This window comes from Arthrobacter nitrophenolicus (genome assembly GCF_045833485.1).
GTDB lineage: Bacteria > Actinomycetota > Actinomycetes > Actinomycetales > Micrococcaceae > Arthrobacter > Arthrobacter nitrophenolicus.
Genome location: NZ_CP174504.1, coordinates 2,042,070 through 2,057,656, shown reverse-complemented (window position 1 = coordinate 2,057,656; position 15,587 = coordinate 2,042,070). Strand labels below are relative to the sequence as shown.

The following is a 15,587-nucleotide window of genomic DNA, read 5'->3' as shown; positions in this document are numbered from 1 at the left end:
GGCGGCACGCGCGGACGTGCCGCCGTCGCGCCTTACCTCGTGCGCCCCTCTGCCGACGCTTCCTGCAGCCTGGCCACGATCTCGTCAGTGGACTGGACGGGCTGGCGGTAGGTGGTGGAGAGGATGCGCAACATGTCCTCGGCGTCCTTGGTGTCCTCGGAGGCCATGGCGTCCTTGGCGTAGGTGACGCGGATGTTGTGGGCGAAGGCGTCCGCGCCGGTCTGGGCGATGCAGTTGTGGGTGGAGACGCCCGCCAGCACCACTTCGTTGGCACCCCAGTTCCGCAGCCGGGACAGCAGGTTGGTGCCCACAAAGGCGCTGTCGCGGGTCTTGTTGAGCTGGGGCAGGCCGTCCTTTGCCAGGCCCGGAACGGCCTCGGCCTGCTTGCTGCCGCGGAAGATGAAGCCCTGGTCGTCGTCGAGCATGTTCAGCGTCCAGGTGGACTTGTCGCGCTCATGCTCCGTGCCCACCAGCAACGCCTTGTGGCCGGTAGACGTGAAAGCCTCCAACAACCGGTTGCAGGAGGCAACCAGCCGGTCCTGCCGGGCGGCCAGTTCCGGTGCTTCGAAGTATGCGTTCTGCATGTCGATGACCAGGAGGGCAATCATGGGACACCTTTCCGTCTGTTGAACCGGTGCCAAAACCGTACCCGCGGGCGGCGCTGATGAAACTTGTAGTTAGGGAGCAGACTCCCGGATCTTCAGCTCGAAGCCGGCCTCAATGTGAACGCCCTGCCCGGCGGTTTCCCGGCCGGCGAGGCGGTCCAGCAGCAGGGTGATGGACCGCTCGGCGATCTCATCCATACCCGGCGAAACGGTGGTCAGGGACGGCGAGGCGAACCGCGCCTCATCGATGTCGTCAAAGCCCGCCACGGCCACATCCTGCGGTACCCGAAGCCCGCGGATCAGCAGTTCGTGCAGGGCCCCCAGCGCCAGCACGTCGTTCAGGCCGAAGACGGCATCGAACTGCACCCCGCTGTCCAGCAGGCCGGCCACAGCACCGGCCCCGCCGTCCCGGCGCCACACACCGGAGGCTATCAGGGCGGGATCGAAGGCGACCCCTGCCTGTTCCAGTGCCCGCCGGTACCCGTTGAGCCGCAGCCCGGCACTGCCGGCCGACTCTTCCGGGCTGGCCCCGAGCACCGCAATGCGACGGCGGCCGCTGTCCAGCAGATGCTTGGTGAGTGCCGCGGCGGCTTCCTCGTTCTTCATGGTGACCAGGTCAAAGCGCGGGTCCATGATGTGCTCGCCGAGCATGACCAGGGGTTTCTTGCCCGCGCGTTCGGCGATGGCGTCGGCGTCGATGGCCAGCGGGGTGAACAGCAGTCCGTCGGTGAGCTGGCGGAACGGGCCGCGGAGGGCGTTCAGTTCCGCCTCGGACTGCGCGTCGGACTGCTCCACCAGGACACGGTAGCCGCGCCGGGACGCAGCCTTCATCAGCTTTGCCGCCAGTTCGGCATAGTAGGGAGCGGCAAGGTCGGACAGGACCAGCCCCAGCATGGAAGTCTTGCCGGACCGCAGGCTCCGGGCCGTCAGGTTGGCTTCGTAGCCCAGCTCGGCGATGGCGTCCTGCACCCGCTGCTTGGTGGCAGGACGGATGAACTCATAGTCGTTCAGGACGTTGGAGACCGTCTTCAGCGACACCCCCGCCGCCCTTGCAACGTCGTTCATGGTGACCGCCATCATGGCTCCTTCGTGTGGTTCTGCCGGGTTCTGCGATACATCGTTGCAGAAAACAGCGCGGGTACGGCAACCCGCCGCCACGAAGGAGGGAAGGTCAGCCCTTCGCCTTCTTCGCGGCAGCCTTGGCGGCCTGCTTGCTGGCGCGCACCTTGACCAGGGACTCCGGATCCACAATGTCCGCGACGGACAGGAAGGCACCCTCCTCGCCGTAGTGGCCTGCCGCTTCCTGCCAGCCGGGCGCCTGGAGGCCGCGCTGCTTGCCGAGCAGGGCAAGGAAAATCCTGGCTTTCTGGTCGCCAAAGCCGGGCAGCGCCTTCAGCCTGCGCAGCACCTCCGCGCCGTCCGGATTGCCCTGCGTCCAGATCGCGGCGGCGTCACCGCCCCAGTCGTTCTGCACCGCCTCGGCCAGCGCCTGGACGCGTGCGGCCATGGAGCCCGGAAACCGGTGGACCGCCGGCCGCTCCTTGAACATCTCAACAAAGGCCTGCGGATCGTGCGCCGCGATGGCCTCCGGCTTCAGGGAGCCGATCCGGGTCCTGATCTTCTCCGGCCCGGCGAACGCGGATTCCATGGTCACCTGCTGGTCCAGCAGCATTCCGGTCAAGAGCGCAAAGTCATCCTCGCTCAACAACTTATCGGCGGCGGGATCACCCGTGATGTGCAGTTCCATGCCGTCCATCCTCCCAGAGGTTGCCGCAGACGCCAGCGGGGCGCGGAATTGTTGCCTTCCGCGCCCCGCTGGGGGCATCCGCCTGCTGCTACTTGCCGACGGCGAGCCGGATCATCGACCAGGACACGGCAGGAAGCTCCGCGGTGAGGCGGCCGCCGTCGGCCTTTGCCGTGACGTTCTCCGCGGGCAGGACGGAGGTGGAATCGTCCGCCGTTGCCTGCCAGTAGGGGTCCTTGTTGGCGTAGGTGAGGGCCTCCACAACCTGGACGTTGCCGAGCGCGGACACCGCGGCGTCCAGCCGCAGCGCGTCCGTCGCCGAGCGGTTGACGGCGAACACCACCGCCTCCCCCTTTTCGGCGTCGTAGGTTGCGACGGCGGACACGGCGGCAACGTCCGTCGTCTTGCCCCCGCTGACCAGGGGGGATTCGACGGCGAGCTGCAGCACGGTGCCGGACGCGTGGCGGGAGGTCAGGGCGAACGGGTGGAAGGTGGTCTGCTTCCAGGCACGCCCGCCCGGTTCGGTCATGATGGGGGCGATGACGTTCACCAGCTGCGCCAGGCTTGCCGAGTGCACCCGGTCCGTGTTGCGGAGCAACGTGATCAACAGATCCCCGACCACCACGGCGTCCGCCACCGTGTAGATGTCCTCCAGCAGCACGGGGGCCACCGGCCAGTCCTTGCCGCTGGGTGCCTTGGACTCGCCGCGGCTCATGTGCCAGACGTTCCACTCGTCGAAGGAGATGTTGATCTGCTTGCCGGACTTCCTGACCGACTTCACGTGGTCGATGTGGGCAACGATGTCGCGGATGAACGCGTCCATCTTGTGTCCGGCGGCAAGGTGTTCCTGCAGGTCGCCGAAGTCCTCGAAGTACTGGTGGGCCGAGACCAGGTCCACGAGGTCGTAGGTCTCGCTGAGCACCACGCGCTCCCACTCGCCGAACGTGGGCATGGTGGGCCCGGAGCTGCCGCAGGCCACCAGTTCAAGGTCCGGATCCAGCATGCGCATTCCCCGGGCGGTGTCCGCCGCGAGCCGGCCGTACTCGTGGGCGCTCTTGTGGCCGATCTGCCACGGGCCGTCCATCTCGTTGCCCAGGCACCACATCTTGATGCCGTAGCCCTTTTCGGCGCCGTTGGCCCGGCGCTGGTCCGAGAAGGCCGTCCCGCCGTCGATGTTGCAATACTCCAGCAGGTCCAGCGCCTCCTGGGTTCCGCGGGTGCCGAGGTTGACGGCCATCATGGTCTCCACGCCTGCCTTGGCGGACCATTTGGCGAACTCGTCCACGCCCACCAGGTTGGGGTCGCTGGAGTGCCAGGCGAGGTCCAGCCGCACCGGCCGCTGCTCCACCGGGCCCACGCCGTCCTCCCAGCGGTAGCCGGACACGAAGTTGCCGCCCGGGTACCGCACCGTGGATACCCCCAGTTCGCGGGTGAGTTCCAGGACGTCCCCGCGGAAGCCGTCCCGGTCCGCCGTCGGGTGCTCCGGCTCAAAGATGCCGGTGTACACGCAGCGGCCAAGATGCTCCACGAAGGCGCCGAAAGTGCGCCGCCGGACCGGCCCCACCACGAAGGCGGGATCCATGGTGATCTTCGCCGCGGCTGATTCTGCTGTGGTCACGAAAGATTCCTCACTCCAGTTTTTACAACGTTATAGAAATACATTCTTTGGCACTCCCGCAGCAGCAGTCAAGCGGTTGGGAGAAAGTCCTTCAGAAGCTGTTCCGGTGGGATCCGGCAAGCCTCAAGCCACCCACCTGCGGTGATGGGATCCGGCGGCACGGGCGAAGCCAAAGCAGGTACTACCTAATCTCAAAAACGAGTACCTCCTACGCGTTCATCCCCCACAGCAGCGGAACTAGGTTTCTTACCAGAGAAGAAGTGACGTGGCTCGAGGTACGTGGCTCACGAGGGGGTGTGAGACTGGCAATGCATGCACGACATATAACCTCAGGCTTCCCGGTCCAACGGACGCGGGTATTGAGCGGGGCCGGCGACGAGGAGGCCTTTGAGACCAAGGCCTCTCCCCCAGCCGTCGCCGGCCCTCTTGTGCCGCCTCGAAATCCGGGCTCGCGCCCGGCAGCCGTCATCGCCGGGGTGTCCACGCCTGATCCCGGCGGCCAGGACCTGCTGCTGGACCTGGTGACCGGCACCGGCACGTTGGGGGAATCCCTCACCCGCCTGGTGACAGCTTCGGCCCAGGCCGTTGTCCGGACTGCAGGCCTCCGCATCGAATGCGGGGTCATAGTCCACCAGCCCAAGAAGCCGCCCGCCATCACAGGCACTTCGGAGGAGGTTGTCCGGCTGCTCGACTGGGAGCACCGGGAAGCGGAGGGACCCGTGCGCGAGGTGCTCGCCGGCGGCCAGCCCGTGGCAGTCCTCCAGCGCAACGGCGACTTCCGCTGGCCGCGTTACTGCGACCAGCTGCAGCAGGCCGGTCTCGGCAGCGTCCTGGGCGTGCGGCTGCCGCTCAGCAGTGAGGCACCTGCGCAGGGGGCGAAGGACGGCGGCGCTGCAATCGGCGCCCTCGCAGGGGGTCCGGACGGGAGCGCCGGCGCCCGGCCCCGGGAAGACAGGCCCGCCGCTTTGGCATTCTTCGCCCAGGATGCGAAGGCCTTCCCGCTGCAGGTCATCGCGGAAGCCCGCTCGTTCGCGGGGCTGGCGGCCAAGAGCCTGCAGATGGCCATCGACCTGCATACCGCCCGCTCCATGGCCACGGACCTGCGTTCCGCCCTGGACAGCCGCACCTCCATCAACGTTGCCTGCGGCGTCATCATGGCGCAGAACAGATGCTCGTACCACGAAGCCTTTTCCATCCTCGCCAAGGCCTCCAGCCACCGGAACGTCAAGGTGCGCAGGATCGCGGAGGACATCCTGGAGCGGCTGCCGGAGGGCGCCCCGCGCGCCCACTTCGGTCACTGACCGCACACCTCGGCCAGCCCCCACCGCACAGGAGTTTTTGTCCAGATATGGCGGCTTCAGGGGAGGCAAAGTCAAGTGGTGGGAGCAACGTGGGGTGGTTAGGCCGCGTGCAGCAGCTGGTTTAGCCGGTTGGCTGGGGTGTCGAGGTTCAGGGTTGGCCGGGGGCGGCGGTTGAGCTTGGCTGCGATGCGGTCAAGGTCGTCGGGGGTGTGGGCGGAGAGGTCGGAGCCTTTCTCGAACCAGAACCGCAGGAGCCGGTTGGTGTTCTCGTTTGTGCCTCGCTGCCAGGGCGAGTGGGGGTCGCAGAAGTAGAGCGTGGTCTCGAGGGCGGTCTGGATCTTGGCGTAGTCGGCGAGCTCGGTGCCGCGGTCCCAGGTGATCGAGCGGCGCAGGTGCTCCGGGAGCTTTCCCATCTCCTGGATCATCGCCGCGGCGACCGTCTCGGCGGTGTGGTCCCCGGGCAGGTGGAGCAGGATCGTGAACCGGGTGGAGCGTTCGACCAGGGTGCCGATCGCGGTCCCGTTGCATCCGATGATCAGGTCTCCTTCCCAGTGTCCCGGGACGGCCCGGTCCTGGGCTTCGGCGGGGCGTTCGCTGATCTTGAAAGCCTCCTTGTAGGGGCTGTTCTTGAGCCGGTCGCTGGTGTGGGGAACGCGTTGTTTGCGTTTGAGGCTGAGATTTTCGGCCAGGTCTGCCCGCAGTTTCCCGCGGGTCTGGACGTACAGGGCCTGGTAAATCGTCTCGTGGCTCACCTGCATAGTCTGGTCATCGGCAAAGTAAAACGCCAGCATCGAAGAGATCAGCTTCGGGCTCCACCCGTCATCCATCCACACTCCGATCAGCCGGCACAGATCCTCGTCTTCGATGAGCTTGAAGGGCTTGGGCCGGCGCCGCGCCTGATGGGCTCTGGTATGCGCGACTTGAGCGTTGTACCTGCCCTCGGCATCACAGTTGCGGTTGACCTCACGCCAGATTACGGACTTGTCCCGCCCGATCACCTCACCGATCTTCGCGTAGCTCATCCCGGCCTGCCGGCCCATCTGGATCATCCCCCGCTCCGCCTCGGTTAGTGCCCGCCCGCAGGGAAGCTCCGCGGACGGGCCAGGATCTGCCAGGCCACCATGGGCCGAAATGCTCAGCGTCATCTGACCAGACTCGGCCCACCACTTCTTCGCCGTGCCGCGCGAGGCCCCGACACGCCGGGCAGCAGCACTGACCGACAAACCGGCACACACCAGATCGAGAAAATCATCACGGACATGGACAGGAAACAACTTCGGCATCAAACGCTCCATCAATCAAAGCGTTGCAACCACCATATGAATCCGCCGGACTCCAGCCCGCCATATCTGGACAAAAACTCTGTGAGTTCGCTAGATGCCGCCAGCAAGTTTGTAGTAGGCGGCGTTCCAGTTCAGGTCCTTCTTGAACTGGCGGATGGTGGTGTCTTCGTCAATGGTGAGCAGTTCGGTTTTGGCGATTTCCGCGAAGTCCTCGAACACGTCCATGCCCACCTGGGTGGACAGCACGGTGTGGTGCGCGGCGCCGGCGGTGAGCCAGGCGGCGGCGGAGGTGGCGAAGTCCGGCTTCGGCTGCCACAGGGCGCGCGCCACCGGCAGGTTGGGCAGCGGCTGGTCCAGGGGAACGACGTCGACGGCGTTGGCCACCAGGCGGAAGCGGTCCCTCATGTCGGACAGCGCGACGACGACGCCCGGGGAGGCATCGGCGTCGAACACCAGGCGGACCGGGTCCTCCTTGCCGCCGATGCCCAGCGGGTGGATCTCCAGCCGCGGCTTGCCGGCAGTCAGGGACGGGCAGACCTCCAGCATGTGGGCGCCCAGGATCTTCTCCGAGCCCGGCTCCAGGTGGTAGGTGTAATCCTCCATCAGGGATGCGCCGCCGGGCAGGTCCCCGCCCATCACCTTCGCGGCGCGGACTAGGATGGCGGTCTTCCAGTCGCCCTCGGCACCGAAGCCGTAGCCCGCGGCCATGAGCCGCTGGACGGCCAGGCCGGGAAGCTGGCGGAGCGCACCAAGGTCCTCGAAGGAGGTGGTGAACGCCGCCGAACCGTTGGCCTCCAGGAAGCTTCGGAGGCCCAGTTCGATCCGGGCGCCGTACCGCAGCGACTCGTGCCGGGCCGCGCCTGCGCGGAGCTCCGGAACCACGTCGTAGAGGTCCTGGTACTCGGCCACCAGGGCGTCGACGTCGGACACCGCGGCCGCGTGCACCGCGTCGGCGAGCTCGTTGACGGACCATGTGTTCACCGCGACGCCGAAACGCAGCTCGGCCTCGGTCTTGTCGCCTTCGGTGACGGCCACGTTGCGCATGTTGTCGCCGAAGCGGGTCAGCTTCAGCGTGCGGACGGCGGCCCAGCCGGCCGCGGCGCGCTGCCAGGAGCCCACCTGCCGGGCAACCTCCGGGTTGGAGACGTGCCCGACGACGGTCTTCCGGGCAATGCCGAGCCGGGACTGGATGTACCCGAACTCGCGGTCGCCGTGGGCGGCCTGGTTGAGGTTCATGAAGTCGAAGTCGATGTCCGCCCAAGGCAGGTCGCGGTTGGCCTGCGTGTGCAGGTGCAGGAGCGGCTTGCGGAGGAGGTCCAGGCCCTGGATCCACATCTTCGCCGGGCTGAACGTGTGCATCCAGGCCGTGACGCCGATGACGGAATCGTCCGAGTTCGCCTCCAGCGCGGTGCGGCGGATGGCGTCCGAATCGGTCAGGACCGGCTTCCAGACCAGCCGGACCGGGACGGCGGAGCTGGCGTTGAGCTGGTTGGCGATCTCCTGCGACTGGGCCGCCACCTGCTTCAGGACGTCCTCGCCGTAGAGGTGCTGGCTGCCGGTGAGGAACCAGACCTCATAGCCGTCAAGGGAAGTGGATGCTGCGGTGCTCATGGGTTCTCCTGGGGAATCTAAGTCTGAAAAGGGTGCTACTGGCCGTAGACGTTCTGGTACCGGGCGTAGAGCGAATCGATGTGGCCCTGGTCGATGGGCTTCGGCTCGCCCAGCTGCCGGGAGATGTGCACCGTGCGGGCCACTTCCTCGCACATCACCGCCGCCTTCACCGCGGAGCGGGCGTCCTTGCCGATGGTGAACGGTCCGTGGTTCTGCATCAGCACCGCCGGCGAGTTGGAGTTCTTGAGCGTCTCCACGATGCCGTGGCCGATCGAGTCGTCACCGATCAACGCGAACGGGCCCACTGGAATCGATCCGCCGAACTCGTCGCTCATCATGGTGAGCACGCAGGGGATGGCCTCGCCGCGGGCCGCCCACGCGGTGGCGTAGGTGGAATGGGTGTGCACCACGCCGCCGACTTCGGGCATGTGCCGGTACACATACGCGTGCGCTGCCGTGTCCGACGACGGCGACAGCACCGGGTTGCCCCACTCGCCGTCGTCGTTTCCCGCCACGGGCACCCCGTCGAGGTCGGTGACCACCATCTGCCCGGGGGTCAGGTCCGTATAGGAGACGCCGGACGGCTTGATGACCATGAGGTCCTTGCCGGGCACGCGGGCGGAGACGTTGCCGGCCGTCCACACCACCAGTTCATAGCGGGTCAGCTCGGCGTGCAGGGCGCACACTTCCTCGCGGATGCGGGCGATCGTCTCGAGGATCGCGCCGCTCATGCCTGCACCTCCACGGCGGCCTGGCCGGAAGCCAGGAGCGAGCCGGAAGCCCTTCGCTGGATGGCCTTGAGCCGGTGCATCACGTCGTTGCTGCCCCGGCCGAAATAGTCGTGCAGCGCCTTGTACTCCTGGAACAGTTCCTCGTAGGCGGCGACATTTTCCGGAATGGGCGTGTACACCTCACCGGGTTCGGCACCCATGGCGGCGGCGGCCTCCCGGATGTCCGCATACTTCCCGGCGGCCACGGCGGCGTGGATGGCGGAGCCCAGCGCGGGTCCCTGGGCGGAACCGATAGTGGAGAGCTGCAGCCCGGTGGCGTCGGCGTAGATCTGCATCAGGAGACGGTTCTTGAGCAGCCCGCCGGCCACGATGAATTCCTTGACGGGGACGCCGGCCCCGCGGAAGGCGTCAACGATGGTGCGGGTGCCGAACGCCGTGGCCTCGAGCAGCGCCCGGTACGTGTCCTCTGGCCTGGTGGCGAGGGTCTGGCCCACCACGATGCCGGAGAGTTCGTGGTCCACCAGCACGGAACGGTTGCCGGAGTGCCAGTCGAGCGCGATCAGCCCGTGTTCGCCGATGGCCTGCGAGGAAGCCAGTTCAGTGAGGTACTCGTGGATCCCCATTCCCGCGGCATCCGCAGCCTGGTGGTACTCGGGCGGCACACCGTACCTGGTGAACCAGCCGAAGATGTCGCCGACGCCGGACTGGCCGGCCTCGTAGCCCCACAGCCCGTCCACGATGCCGCCGTCCACCACGCCGCACATGCCCGGTACTTCGCGGAGCTCGGTGCCGTTCATGACGTGGCAGGTGGAGGTGCCCATGATGGCCACCAGCTGGCCCGGGTCCACTGCCCGCGCGGCGGGAGCGGTGACGTGCGCGTCCACGTTGCCTACCGCCACGGCGATGCCCTCGGGCAGGCCGGTCCAGGCCGCTGCTTCGGCGGTGAGATACCCGGCGGCGTCGCCTAGGCGGCCGATGGTGTGCTCCAGTTTGCTGCTGACGAAGTCCTTGAACTGCGGGTTCAGCGCGGCCAGGAAGTCCTCGGACGGGTACCGCCCGTCCTGGTAGATGCCCTTGTAGCCGGCGGTGCAGGCGTTCCGGACGTAGGTGCCGCAGAGCTGCCAGACGATCCAGTCGGCCGCTTCCACCCAGTGGTCCATCGCGGCGTACGCCTCCGGGTCCTCCTCCAGCAGTTGCAGGCCCTTGGCGAATTCCCATTCCGAGGAGATCAGTCCGCCGTAGCGGGGCAGCCAGTCCTCGCCGCGCTCGGCCGCGAGCCGGTTGATCCTGTCCGCCTGCGGCTGCGCAGCGTGGTGGCGCCAGAGCTTCACGTAGGCGTGCGGGCGGTTCGCAAACCCGGGCACCTCGTTCAGCGGCGTACCGTCGGCCTTGACCGGCACCATGGTGCAGGCGGTGAAGTCCGTGGCGATCCCGACGACGGCGGCGGGGTCGATCCCCGCGTCAGCGATCGCGGCGGGAACGGCGTTCCGCAGGACGTCCCGGTAGTCGTTGGGCACTTGCAGGGCCCATTCGCCGGGAAGCCGCGCGGCGCCGTCGCCTGCTGTGTCCGCGGGCAGCGCGCCGGTGACCACGGCGTGCGGGTAGTCGTACACCCCGCTGCCCAGTTCCTTGCCGTCCCGGACCCGCACCACAACGGCGCGGCCGGACAGCGTTCCGTAATCCACGCCGATAACAAAGACGTCCGAGCCGTCAACTGCGTTCATTGAAAATCCTCCAGATAGCTGCCGCAGCACTGCGGCCTGCTGTTAATTGTGAGCGCTAACAAGATTGAAGTCAACAGCAAACATTCCAGAACTTGCACACCGGAGCGGGACAGCACAGGGACGCGGCGCTTAGATGGGTAAGGACAGAAGTGACAGAATTTTCCACCAGCCGGGAGACCGCATGGCCAACGCCGAACCACCGCTGCGCGCGGGCAGCCGCTCCCTGGCATGGCTGGCCGGCCCCCTCGCAACGGGCCTGGGCTGGATGGCACATGTGCTGGGGGGAGGCCGTTCCCCGGCCCTCCTTATCGTCGTGGCGCTGGCAGCGTTGCTCGGGATGGCGGCGGCCATGGCGGGGCCGCGGCGGCTTCCGCCATGGGCAGTCCTCGTGGGGGCAGGGCTGGCACAGCAACTCCTGCATCTCGCCTTCAGCGCGCTTTCCTCCGCCAGCGGTTTCGCCCTGCCGGGCCACGGCCACGGGAACGCCACATCCCCTGGTGCGGCAGCGGAGCCGGGCCAGGCCGCGGAGGACCTGCACCTGCTGCTGTACCTGCACGCCGCGGCCGCACTGCTGACCGCGCTTGCCGTGACCCAGTGGGAGAAACTCACCAAATGGCGCAGGCGGGAAGCGCCGGCAGGAGAGGAAACGGACGTCAGGAAGTGAGCGTGCCTCTGACGATGCTGACGCTTGAGTGCGCGGGATTTCCGTCCACCGGCTCGTCCGAGACATCCACAATGGGGTACTCGGAGAGTTCGAGTCCCGCCGGCACCTGGAACGTCCCGGTGTCCGCGTTCATCACGCCCAGGCTGACCAGCCGGGAAAGGTCGGGCGCGATCAGCCACACCTCCTGGTAGCCCTGCGCCTCGTCCTTGCTGAGCTGGACCTCCAGGGTGCGGGCGCCGTCCTGCGCTTCCACCACCCGGGCGGAGCCCGTTGCCGAGAACGATGCCAGCGGGGTCAGCTGGGCCTCCGCCAGCGGCAGTGGCTGGGCCGGCCGGTTGAGCGCCCAGATCCCGCCGAGGGCCACCACCACTGCAGCGGCCGCTGCCACCAGCCAGGTTCCGCTCCGCTGCCACCATGCACGGCCCTTCCTGGCGGCCCGGGCCTGGGATAAGTCTGTTGGCGGGGCAATGGCCGGCGTCGGCGCAGTGGCCGACGGCGGAGCAATGTTCGACGGCGGAGCAATGTTCGACGGCGGAGCAATGGCCGACGGCGGCAGGTGGCCCTGCTGCCCGGCGGCGGCCAGCGGATCCTCCCGCACTGAGGCGGAAAGTCCCAGTTTGCGGTGGATGCCGTCCCACACCTGGGGTCCGGGAACGGAGAGCCGGCTGGTGTCCGGCGTCGTTTTCACTGCATCCACGGTGCGGCGCAGCGCGGCAAACTCGGAGGCGCAGGCGGGGCACTCCTCCAGGTGCTTCCGGCTGACGGCGTCGTCCCAGTCGTCATACAGGGCAAGGAGGCTCAACTCTTCCGGATCAAGGTGCGGCATGGTCTACCTCCAATCTTTTCCTCAAGTGCGTCAGGCTGCGGCGGATGTGGCTCTTGACGGTACCAAGCGGAAGGCCAAGTTTCCGCGAGATCTGTTCATGCGTCAGGTCGTCGTAGAAGGCGAGCTTCATGATGGAGCCCTGGGGTTCGCCCAGCCGTTCCAGCTCCCCGTCGAGCAGCAGGCGGTCCGCCAGGACCTCTGCCGCCTCGGTTCCGGTGCCCGGCTCGTCCGCCATCCCGGCGCCGGCTGCCGCCACCGCCTTGCGGACTTCCTTTGCGGAGACGGACCTGGCATCGGCAATGGCGTTCCGGGTGATGCCCACGATCCAGGCCGGCAGCCGGGCCGTGTGCGGGTTGAACGAAGTCCGCGACCGCCACACCCTGATGAAGACTTCCTGGGTGACGTCGTCCGCCGCCGCACGATCACCCAGCGAGCGCAGGGCCAGGGTATGGACCAGCGGGGCGAACTCGCGGTAGGCCGTGGCCAGCGCCTGCTCATCACCGGCCAGGAAGGACGCGGTCAACCCGTCTTCCCACCGGTCGGTGGCCTGCCCAGGAAGTGCCACGGAGGACTCCTTCCCGGCTGCGGTGGCGAGAATCACGGCTGCATCACCGCTCATTCAAGGACCGCGGTGACAATCACATTGTCGCTGTAGTCCATCCGCTCGTCCAGCCATGTTCCCCCGCAGGTGACCACTTTGAGCTCGTGGGGCCCGGACCTGCGGAAGAGGGCTTCGCCGTCGAATTTGTCCTTGGCCATCAGTTCCACCCGGACCACCCGGTAGGTCAGCGCCGCGGCACCCTCCCGGCCGACCTGGATGGCAGTCCCGGCCGGCACGGACTTGAGCTGCGAAAACGGTGCCCGGTCAGACGTGGTGTCGATGTGCCCCGCAATCACGGCGGTTCCCTCAGCTGCTCCCGGCGCCGGGCCGAACCGGTACCAGGCAGCCTTGTCGAAGGCGTCCGGGATTTCCATGGCACCCTCGGCTGACACCCCGCCCGGAATAACGGGCATGTTGATGGCGGTGCCGGCAACGGTGAGTGACGTCGGGGCCGGCTGCGCCGGGGCGGCCGGCCCCAGGGTGGCGGCACGGACCGGGACGTCCATCGCTGGAGCCTGCGCCGAGGGGGAAGCCGGAGCAACAGTGGGGGCGGGTGGGGAGGTAACGGGCGGGGCTGTGGCCGGTCCGGCTGCCTGGCTGGCAGTGGCCGCCGGATCCGGAGCGGAAGCTGCCGGCGCACAGGCCGGGAGAAGCAAGGCCGCCGCGAGGAAGGCAGCCCCGGCAAAACCGGAAGAACGACGGCGGGACTCCCCTGCCGTCGTCGGAGTGCTGTTCATCGGTCCGCCTTCCCCGCGGCCGCCGAGGACCGCTGTGGTGTGGATCAGGCGCCGGCCGCCCGGCTGGAACCGGGCGGCCTGCTTCCTGCTGCAGTTGTTGTGTATCTGGTTGTTGTGCTGCTCCTGGTTACCGCTGTGCGCGGGCTGCCCCGATGGCGCGGGCGGCGCCCAGGCCGGCGAGCATGAGGGCCAGGACTGCTGCGCCGAAGCCGAGGGCGAGAGCGGCAGGTTCTGCCGGTGCCGCTGAGGCATTGGCGGAGCCGTCAAGTGCACCCGGGACCGAACCCGGCGAGGAGTGCAGGCCTTCGATGGTCTGGACGGCCAGCTGCAGGTTGTTGTTGGCCAGGCTGCCCCATGCGTAGACGATGGTGTGCGTACCTTCTGCGACCGTGACGTCCGCAGGTCCGATGACCGGGGTTGTGGTGCCGGCGGCGGCGACGGCTGCCGGGATGGTGCCGGGGTCAAGGGTCAGGGTCTGCTCGTTCGGGTTGGCCAGGTTGGAGATGACGGCGGTGCCGCCAGCCAGGACGTCCACGGCGGGAGCTGCCGCTGCGTGCCGGACGGTCAGCTTGCCCTTGCCTGCTGCAATCTGCGAAACGTCATTGGTGTAGAGGTTGGCGGTGGGGTTGCCTCCGGCGTCGAGGTTGGCCACGGCGGTGTAGTTTCCGTTGGCGGCCAGGGTGACGCTGACGGGCCCGATCACTGCCGCGCTGGCGTCGGCGGCATCCGAGGCAGTGATGGCAAGCTCGTAGGCGCCGGCCGGGAGTGCCAGGGGGCCGGCCAGGGTGCCGGGGGTGAAATCGTCCAGGGTCCGTTCGCCGTTGACCCAGACGTCAACGGTGAGTCCGGGAACGCCGTGCAGCACGGAGAGCTGGGCGTCCCCTTCGGCTGCCTGGGCGGGGCCGGCGAGAGCGATTGCTGCCGCAATTGCCGCTGCACCGGCACCTGCTGTGAAGATCCTGTTGCGCATGTCCTTCTCCTTCATCGGCCCGCCGTGCGGGCGTTTTTTGCTTACACCCCTAACTACTGGTGCAGGCCCGGAGTTGGATGCAGATTCATGGAAAATTCTTCGGCAAATTATTTTGACCCTGGCGTGCCGGCCCTAGTTCGTCGCGGCCGGCGGGGCAGTGCTGGCCCGCAGCACCAGTTCCGGGGTGACGATGGTGGAGCTGACGGGCGCCCCCGCCTCGATTTCCTTCAGCATGATGTCCATGCAGCGGCGGCCCAGCTCCTCGAAGTCCTGCCGCACGGTAGTGAGGGGCGGGGTGAAGTACCCCGACTCCGGCTGGTCGTCGAAACCCACCACGGAGACGTCGTCGGGCACGCGCACGCCTTCCTCGGCGAAGGCCCGCAGCAGGCCCAGGGCCATCTGGTCGTTGCCTACGAAGATTGCCGTGGCGCTGCGCTGTTCCGCCAGCTTCCGGCCGATCCGGTAGCCGCTGCCGGCGCTCCAGTCGCCTTCCACCAGGAGCCCCTCCGGCAGGTTGGCGGTGCGGAGCGCGTCGCGCCAGCCCTCGGCACGCTCGGCGCCGTCCGTCCAGTCCGGGGGGCCGGACACGTGGCCGATCTGCCGGTGCCCCTGCCCGATGAGGTGTTCGACGGCGAGCCGGGCGCCCCGCCGCTGGTCCACCATGGTGCCGCTGACGTTGCTGTTGCCGAGGGATCCGACGGCCACCACGGGCACGGAAAGTGTCATCTCATCGAGGGCCTTCAGCGTGTCCGAGTGCGGGACCAGCACCGCGATCCCGTCCACGGCCTGGTCCATGAAGTGGCTGATGGCGTCCGCGATGGCCTCCCGGCTGACCTCCCGCAGGGCAGCGATGCTGACAAAGTAGCCGGCGTCGCGGGCAGCATGCTCCACGCCGAGGAGGGTGTTGGCCGGGCCGTACTGGGACAGCTCACTGGCCAGGACCCCGATGGTCTGCGAGCGCCGGGTCACCAGACTCCGGGCCGCGGTGTTCCGCCGGTACCCCAGTTCCGCGATGGCCGCCTCCACCTTTTCGCGGGTGGCCTTGCTGACGTTGGGGTGGTTGTTGACCACGCGGGAGACTGTCTGGTGGGAGACCCCGGCGACGTCCGCCACGTCTTCAAGACGCGGCATCCTGCCCTTGCTGCTTTTTGCCATGTGCCTATTGTCCCTGC

At 67.8% G+C, this 15,587-nt stretch carries 15 protein-coding genes; 2 read left to right on the top strand and 13 right to left on the bottom strand.

What is annotated here, in order from left to right; translation table 11 throughout:
• Nucleotides 1-32: 32 nt before the first annotated feature.
• From ACJJV6_RS09650 to ACJJV6_RS09635, 4 genes are all read right to left on the bottom strand, one after another.
• Nucleotides 33-608 (bottom strand): cysteine hydrolase family protein, encoded by a 576-nt coding sequence (locus ACJJV6_RS09650; RefSeq protein WP_009358792.1) that lies wholly within the window; start codon nucleotides 606-608, stop codon nucleotides 33-35.
• A 69-nt stretch (nucleotides 609-677) separates the two neighbouring features.
• Complete coding sequence (locus ACJJV6_RS09645; RefSeq protein ID WP_407710415.1) at nucleotides 678-1,682, bottom strand: LacI family DNA-binding transcriptional regulator; 1,005 nt, start codon at nucleotides 1,680-1,682, stop codon at nucleotides 678-680.
• A gap of 94 nt (nucleotides 1,683-1,776) precedes the next feature.
• Nucleotides 1,777-2,361 (bottom strand): HhH-GPD-type base excision DNA repair protein, encoded by a 585-nt coding sequence (locus ACJJV6_RS09640; protein ID WP_035753348.1) that lies wholly within the window; start codon nucleotides 2,359-2,361, stop codon nucleotides 1,777-1,779.
• A 79-nt stretch (nucleotides 2,362-2,440) separates the two neighbouring features.
• On the bottom strand, nucleotides 2,441-3,931 hold the full coding sequence (locus ACJJV6_RS09635; protein WP_407710487.1) for an alpha-N-arabinofuranosidase: 1,491 nt from the start codon (nucleotides 3,929-3,931) through the stop codon (nucleotides 2,441-2,443).
• A 395-nt stretch (nucleotides 3,932-4,326) separates the two neighbouring features.
• On the opposite strand from ACJJV6_RS09635, the gene ACJJV6_RS09630 reads away from it, so the two are divergent.
• Complete coding sequence (locus ACJJV6_RS09630) at nucleotides 4,327-5,268, top strand: ANTAR domain-containing protein (protein ID WP_354176661.1); 942 nt, start codon at nucleotides 4,327-4,329, stop codon at nucleotides 5,266-5,268.
• Between the two features lie 98 nt (nucleotides 5,269-5,366).
• Here the strand turns inward: ACJJV6_RS09630 and ACJJV6_RS09625 are convergent, their stop codons facing one another.
• From ACJJV6_RS09625 to araB, 4 genes are all read right to left on the bottom strand, one after another.
• Nucleotides 5,367-6,551 (bottom strand): IS30 family transposase, encoded by a 1,185-nt coding sequence (locus ACJJV6_RS09625; protein WP_035754039.1) that lies wholly within the window; start codon nucleotides 6,549-6,551, stop codon nucleotides 5,367-5,369.
• A gap of 90 nt (nucleotides 6,552-6,641) precedes the next feature.
• Nucleotides 6,642-8,162, bottom strand: coding sequence for an L-arabinose isomerase (araA, locus tag ACJJV6_RS09620; protein WP_407710414.1), 1,521 nt, complete (start codon nucleotides 8,160-8,162; stop codon nucleotides 6,642-6,644).
• A 35-nt stretch (nucleotides 8,163-8,197) separates the two neighbouring features.
• Complete coding sequence (locus ACJJV6_RS09615) at nucleotides 8,198-8,893, bottom strand: L-ribulose-5-phosphate 4-epimerase (RefSeq protein WP_009357843.1); 696 nt, start codon at nucleotides 8,891-8,893, stop codon at nucleotides 8,198-8,200.
• Nucleotides 8,890-10,617, bottom strand: coding sequence for a ribulokinase (araB, locus tag ACJJV6_RS09610; RefSeq protein ID WP_407710413.1), 1,728 nt, complete (start codon nucleotides 10,615-10,617; stop codon nucleotides 8,890-8,892). Before araB ends, ACJJV6_RS09615 begins: the two co-directional genes overlap by 4 nt.
• A gap of 181 nt (nucleotides 10,618-10,798) precedes the next feature.
• Here araB and ACJJV6_RS09605 point away from each other — a divergent pair, with 181 nt between their 5' ends.
• Nucleotides 10,799-11,281, top strand: a complete 483-nt coding sequence (locus ACJJV6_RS09605) for a hypothetical protein (protein WP_009357842.1) — start codon at nucleotides 10,799-10,801, stop codon at nucleotides 11,279-11,281.
• Here ACJJV6_RS09605 and ACJJV6_RS09600 read toward each other — a convergent pair.
• The 5 genes from ACJJV6_RS09600 to ACJJV6_RS09580 all read right to left on the bottom strand — a co-directional run bounded on the left by ACJJV6_RS09600 (nucleotide 11,271) and on the right by ACJJV6_RS09580 (nucleotide 15,570).
• On the bottom strand, nucleotides 11,271-12,107 hold the full coding sequence (locus ACJJV6_RS09600; RefSeq protein WP_407710412.1) for an anti-sigma factor domain-containing protein: 837 nt from the start codon (nucleotides 12,105-12,107) through the stop codon (nucleotides 11,271-11,273). The genes ACJJV6_RS09605 and ACJJV6_RS09600 overlap by 11 nt on opposite strands.
• Nucleotides 12,094-12,672, bottom strand: coding sequence for an RNA polymerase sigma factor (locus ACJJV6_RS09595; protein ID WP_133349504.1), 579 nt, complete (start codon nucleotides 12,670-12,672; stop codon nucleotides 12,094-12,096). The genes ACJJV6_RS09600 and ACJJV6_RS09595 overlap by 14 nt, the downstream gene beginning before the upstream one ends.
• A 50-nt stretch (nucleotides 12,673-12,722) precedes the next feature.
• Nucleotides 12,723-13,445: a class F sortase gene (locus tag ACJJV6_RS09590; RefSeq protein ID WP_407710411.1), complete on the bottom strand. Its 723-nt coding sequence runs from the start codon at nucleotides 13,443-13,445 to the stop codon at nucleotides 12,723-12,725.
• Between the two features lie 127 nt (nucleotides 13,446-13,572).
• Nucleotides 13,573-14,415: a DUF4397 domain-containing protein gene (locus tag ACJJV6_RS09585; RefSeq protein ID WP_407710410.1), complete on the bottom strand. Its 843-nt coding sequence runs from the start codon at nucleotides 14,413-14,415 to the stop codon at nucleotides 13,573-13,575.
• Nucleotides 14,416-14,547: 132 nt separating this feature from the next.
• On the bottom strand, nucleotides 14,548-15,570 hold the full coding sequence (locus tag ACJJV6_RS09580; RefSeq protein WP_407710409.1) for a LacI family DNA-binding transcriptional regulator: 1,023 nt from the start codon (nucleotides 15,568-15,570) through the stop codon (nucleotides 14,548-14,550).
• Nucleotides 15,571-15,587: the final 17 nt, after the last annotated feature.

Bases quoted from the DNA above. Each gene is read 5' to 3' on its own strand.
- ACJJV6_RS09650 (WP_009358792.1), bottom strand. From the start codon at position 608: ATGATTGCCCTCCTGGTCATCGACATGCAGAACGCATACTTCGAAGCA.
- ACJJV6_RS09645 (WP_407710415.1), bottom strand. From the start codon at position 1,682: ATGGCGGTCACCATGAACGACGTTGCAAGGGCGGCGGGGGTGTCGCTG.
- ACJJV6_RS09640 (WP_035753348.1), bottom strand. From the start codon at position 2,361: ATGGACGGCATGGAACTGCACATCACGGGTGATCCCGCCGCCGATAAG.
- ACJJV6_RS09635 (WP_407710487.1), bottom strand. From the start codon at position 3,931: ATGGATCCCGCCTTCGTGGTGGGGCCGGTCCGGCGGCGCACTTTCGGC.
- ACJJV6_RS09625 (WP_035754039.1), bottom strand. From the start codon at position 6,551: ATGCCGAAGTTGTTTCCTGTCCATGTCCGTGATGATTTTCTCGATCTG.
- araA (WP_407710414.1), bottom strand. From the start codon at position 8,162: ATGAGCACCGCAGCATCCACTTCCCTTGACGGCTATGAGGTCTGGTTC.
- ACJJV6_RS09615 (WP_009357843.1), bottom strand. From the start codon at position 8,893: ATGAGCGGCGCGATCCTCGAGACGATCGCCCGCATCCGCGAGGAAGTG.
- araB (WP_407710413.1), bottom strand. From the start codon at position 10,617: ATGAACGCAGTTGACGGCTCGGACGTCTTTGTTATCGGCGTGGATTAC.
- ACJJV6_RS09605 (WP_009357842.1), top strand. From the start codon at position 10,799: ATGGCCAACGCCGAACCACCGCTGCGCGCGGGCAGCCGCTCCCTGGCA.
- ACJJV6_RS09600 (WP_407710412.1), bottom strand. From the start codon at position 12,107: ATGCCGCACCTTGATCCGGAAGAGTTGAGCCTCCTTGCCCTGTATGAC.
- ACJJV6_RS09590 (WP_407710411.1), bottom strand. From the start codon at position 13,445: ATGAACAGCACTCCGACGACGGCAGGGGAGTCCCGCCGTCGTTCTTCC.
- ACJJV6_RS09585 (WP_407710410.1), bottom strand. From the start codon at position 14,415: ATGCGCAACAGGATCTTCACAGCAGGTGCCGGTGCAGCGGCAATTGCG.
- ACJJV6_RS09580 (WP_407710409.1), bottom strand. From the start codon at position 15,570: ATGGCAAAAAGCAGCAAGGGCAGGATGCCGCGTCTTGAAGACGTGGCG.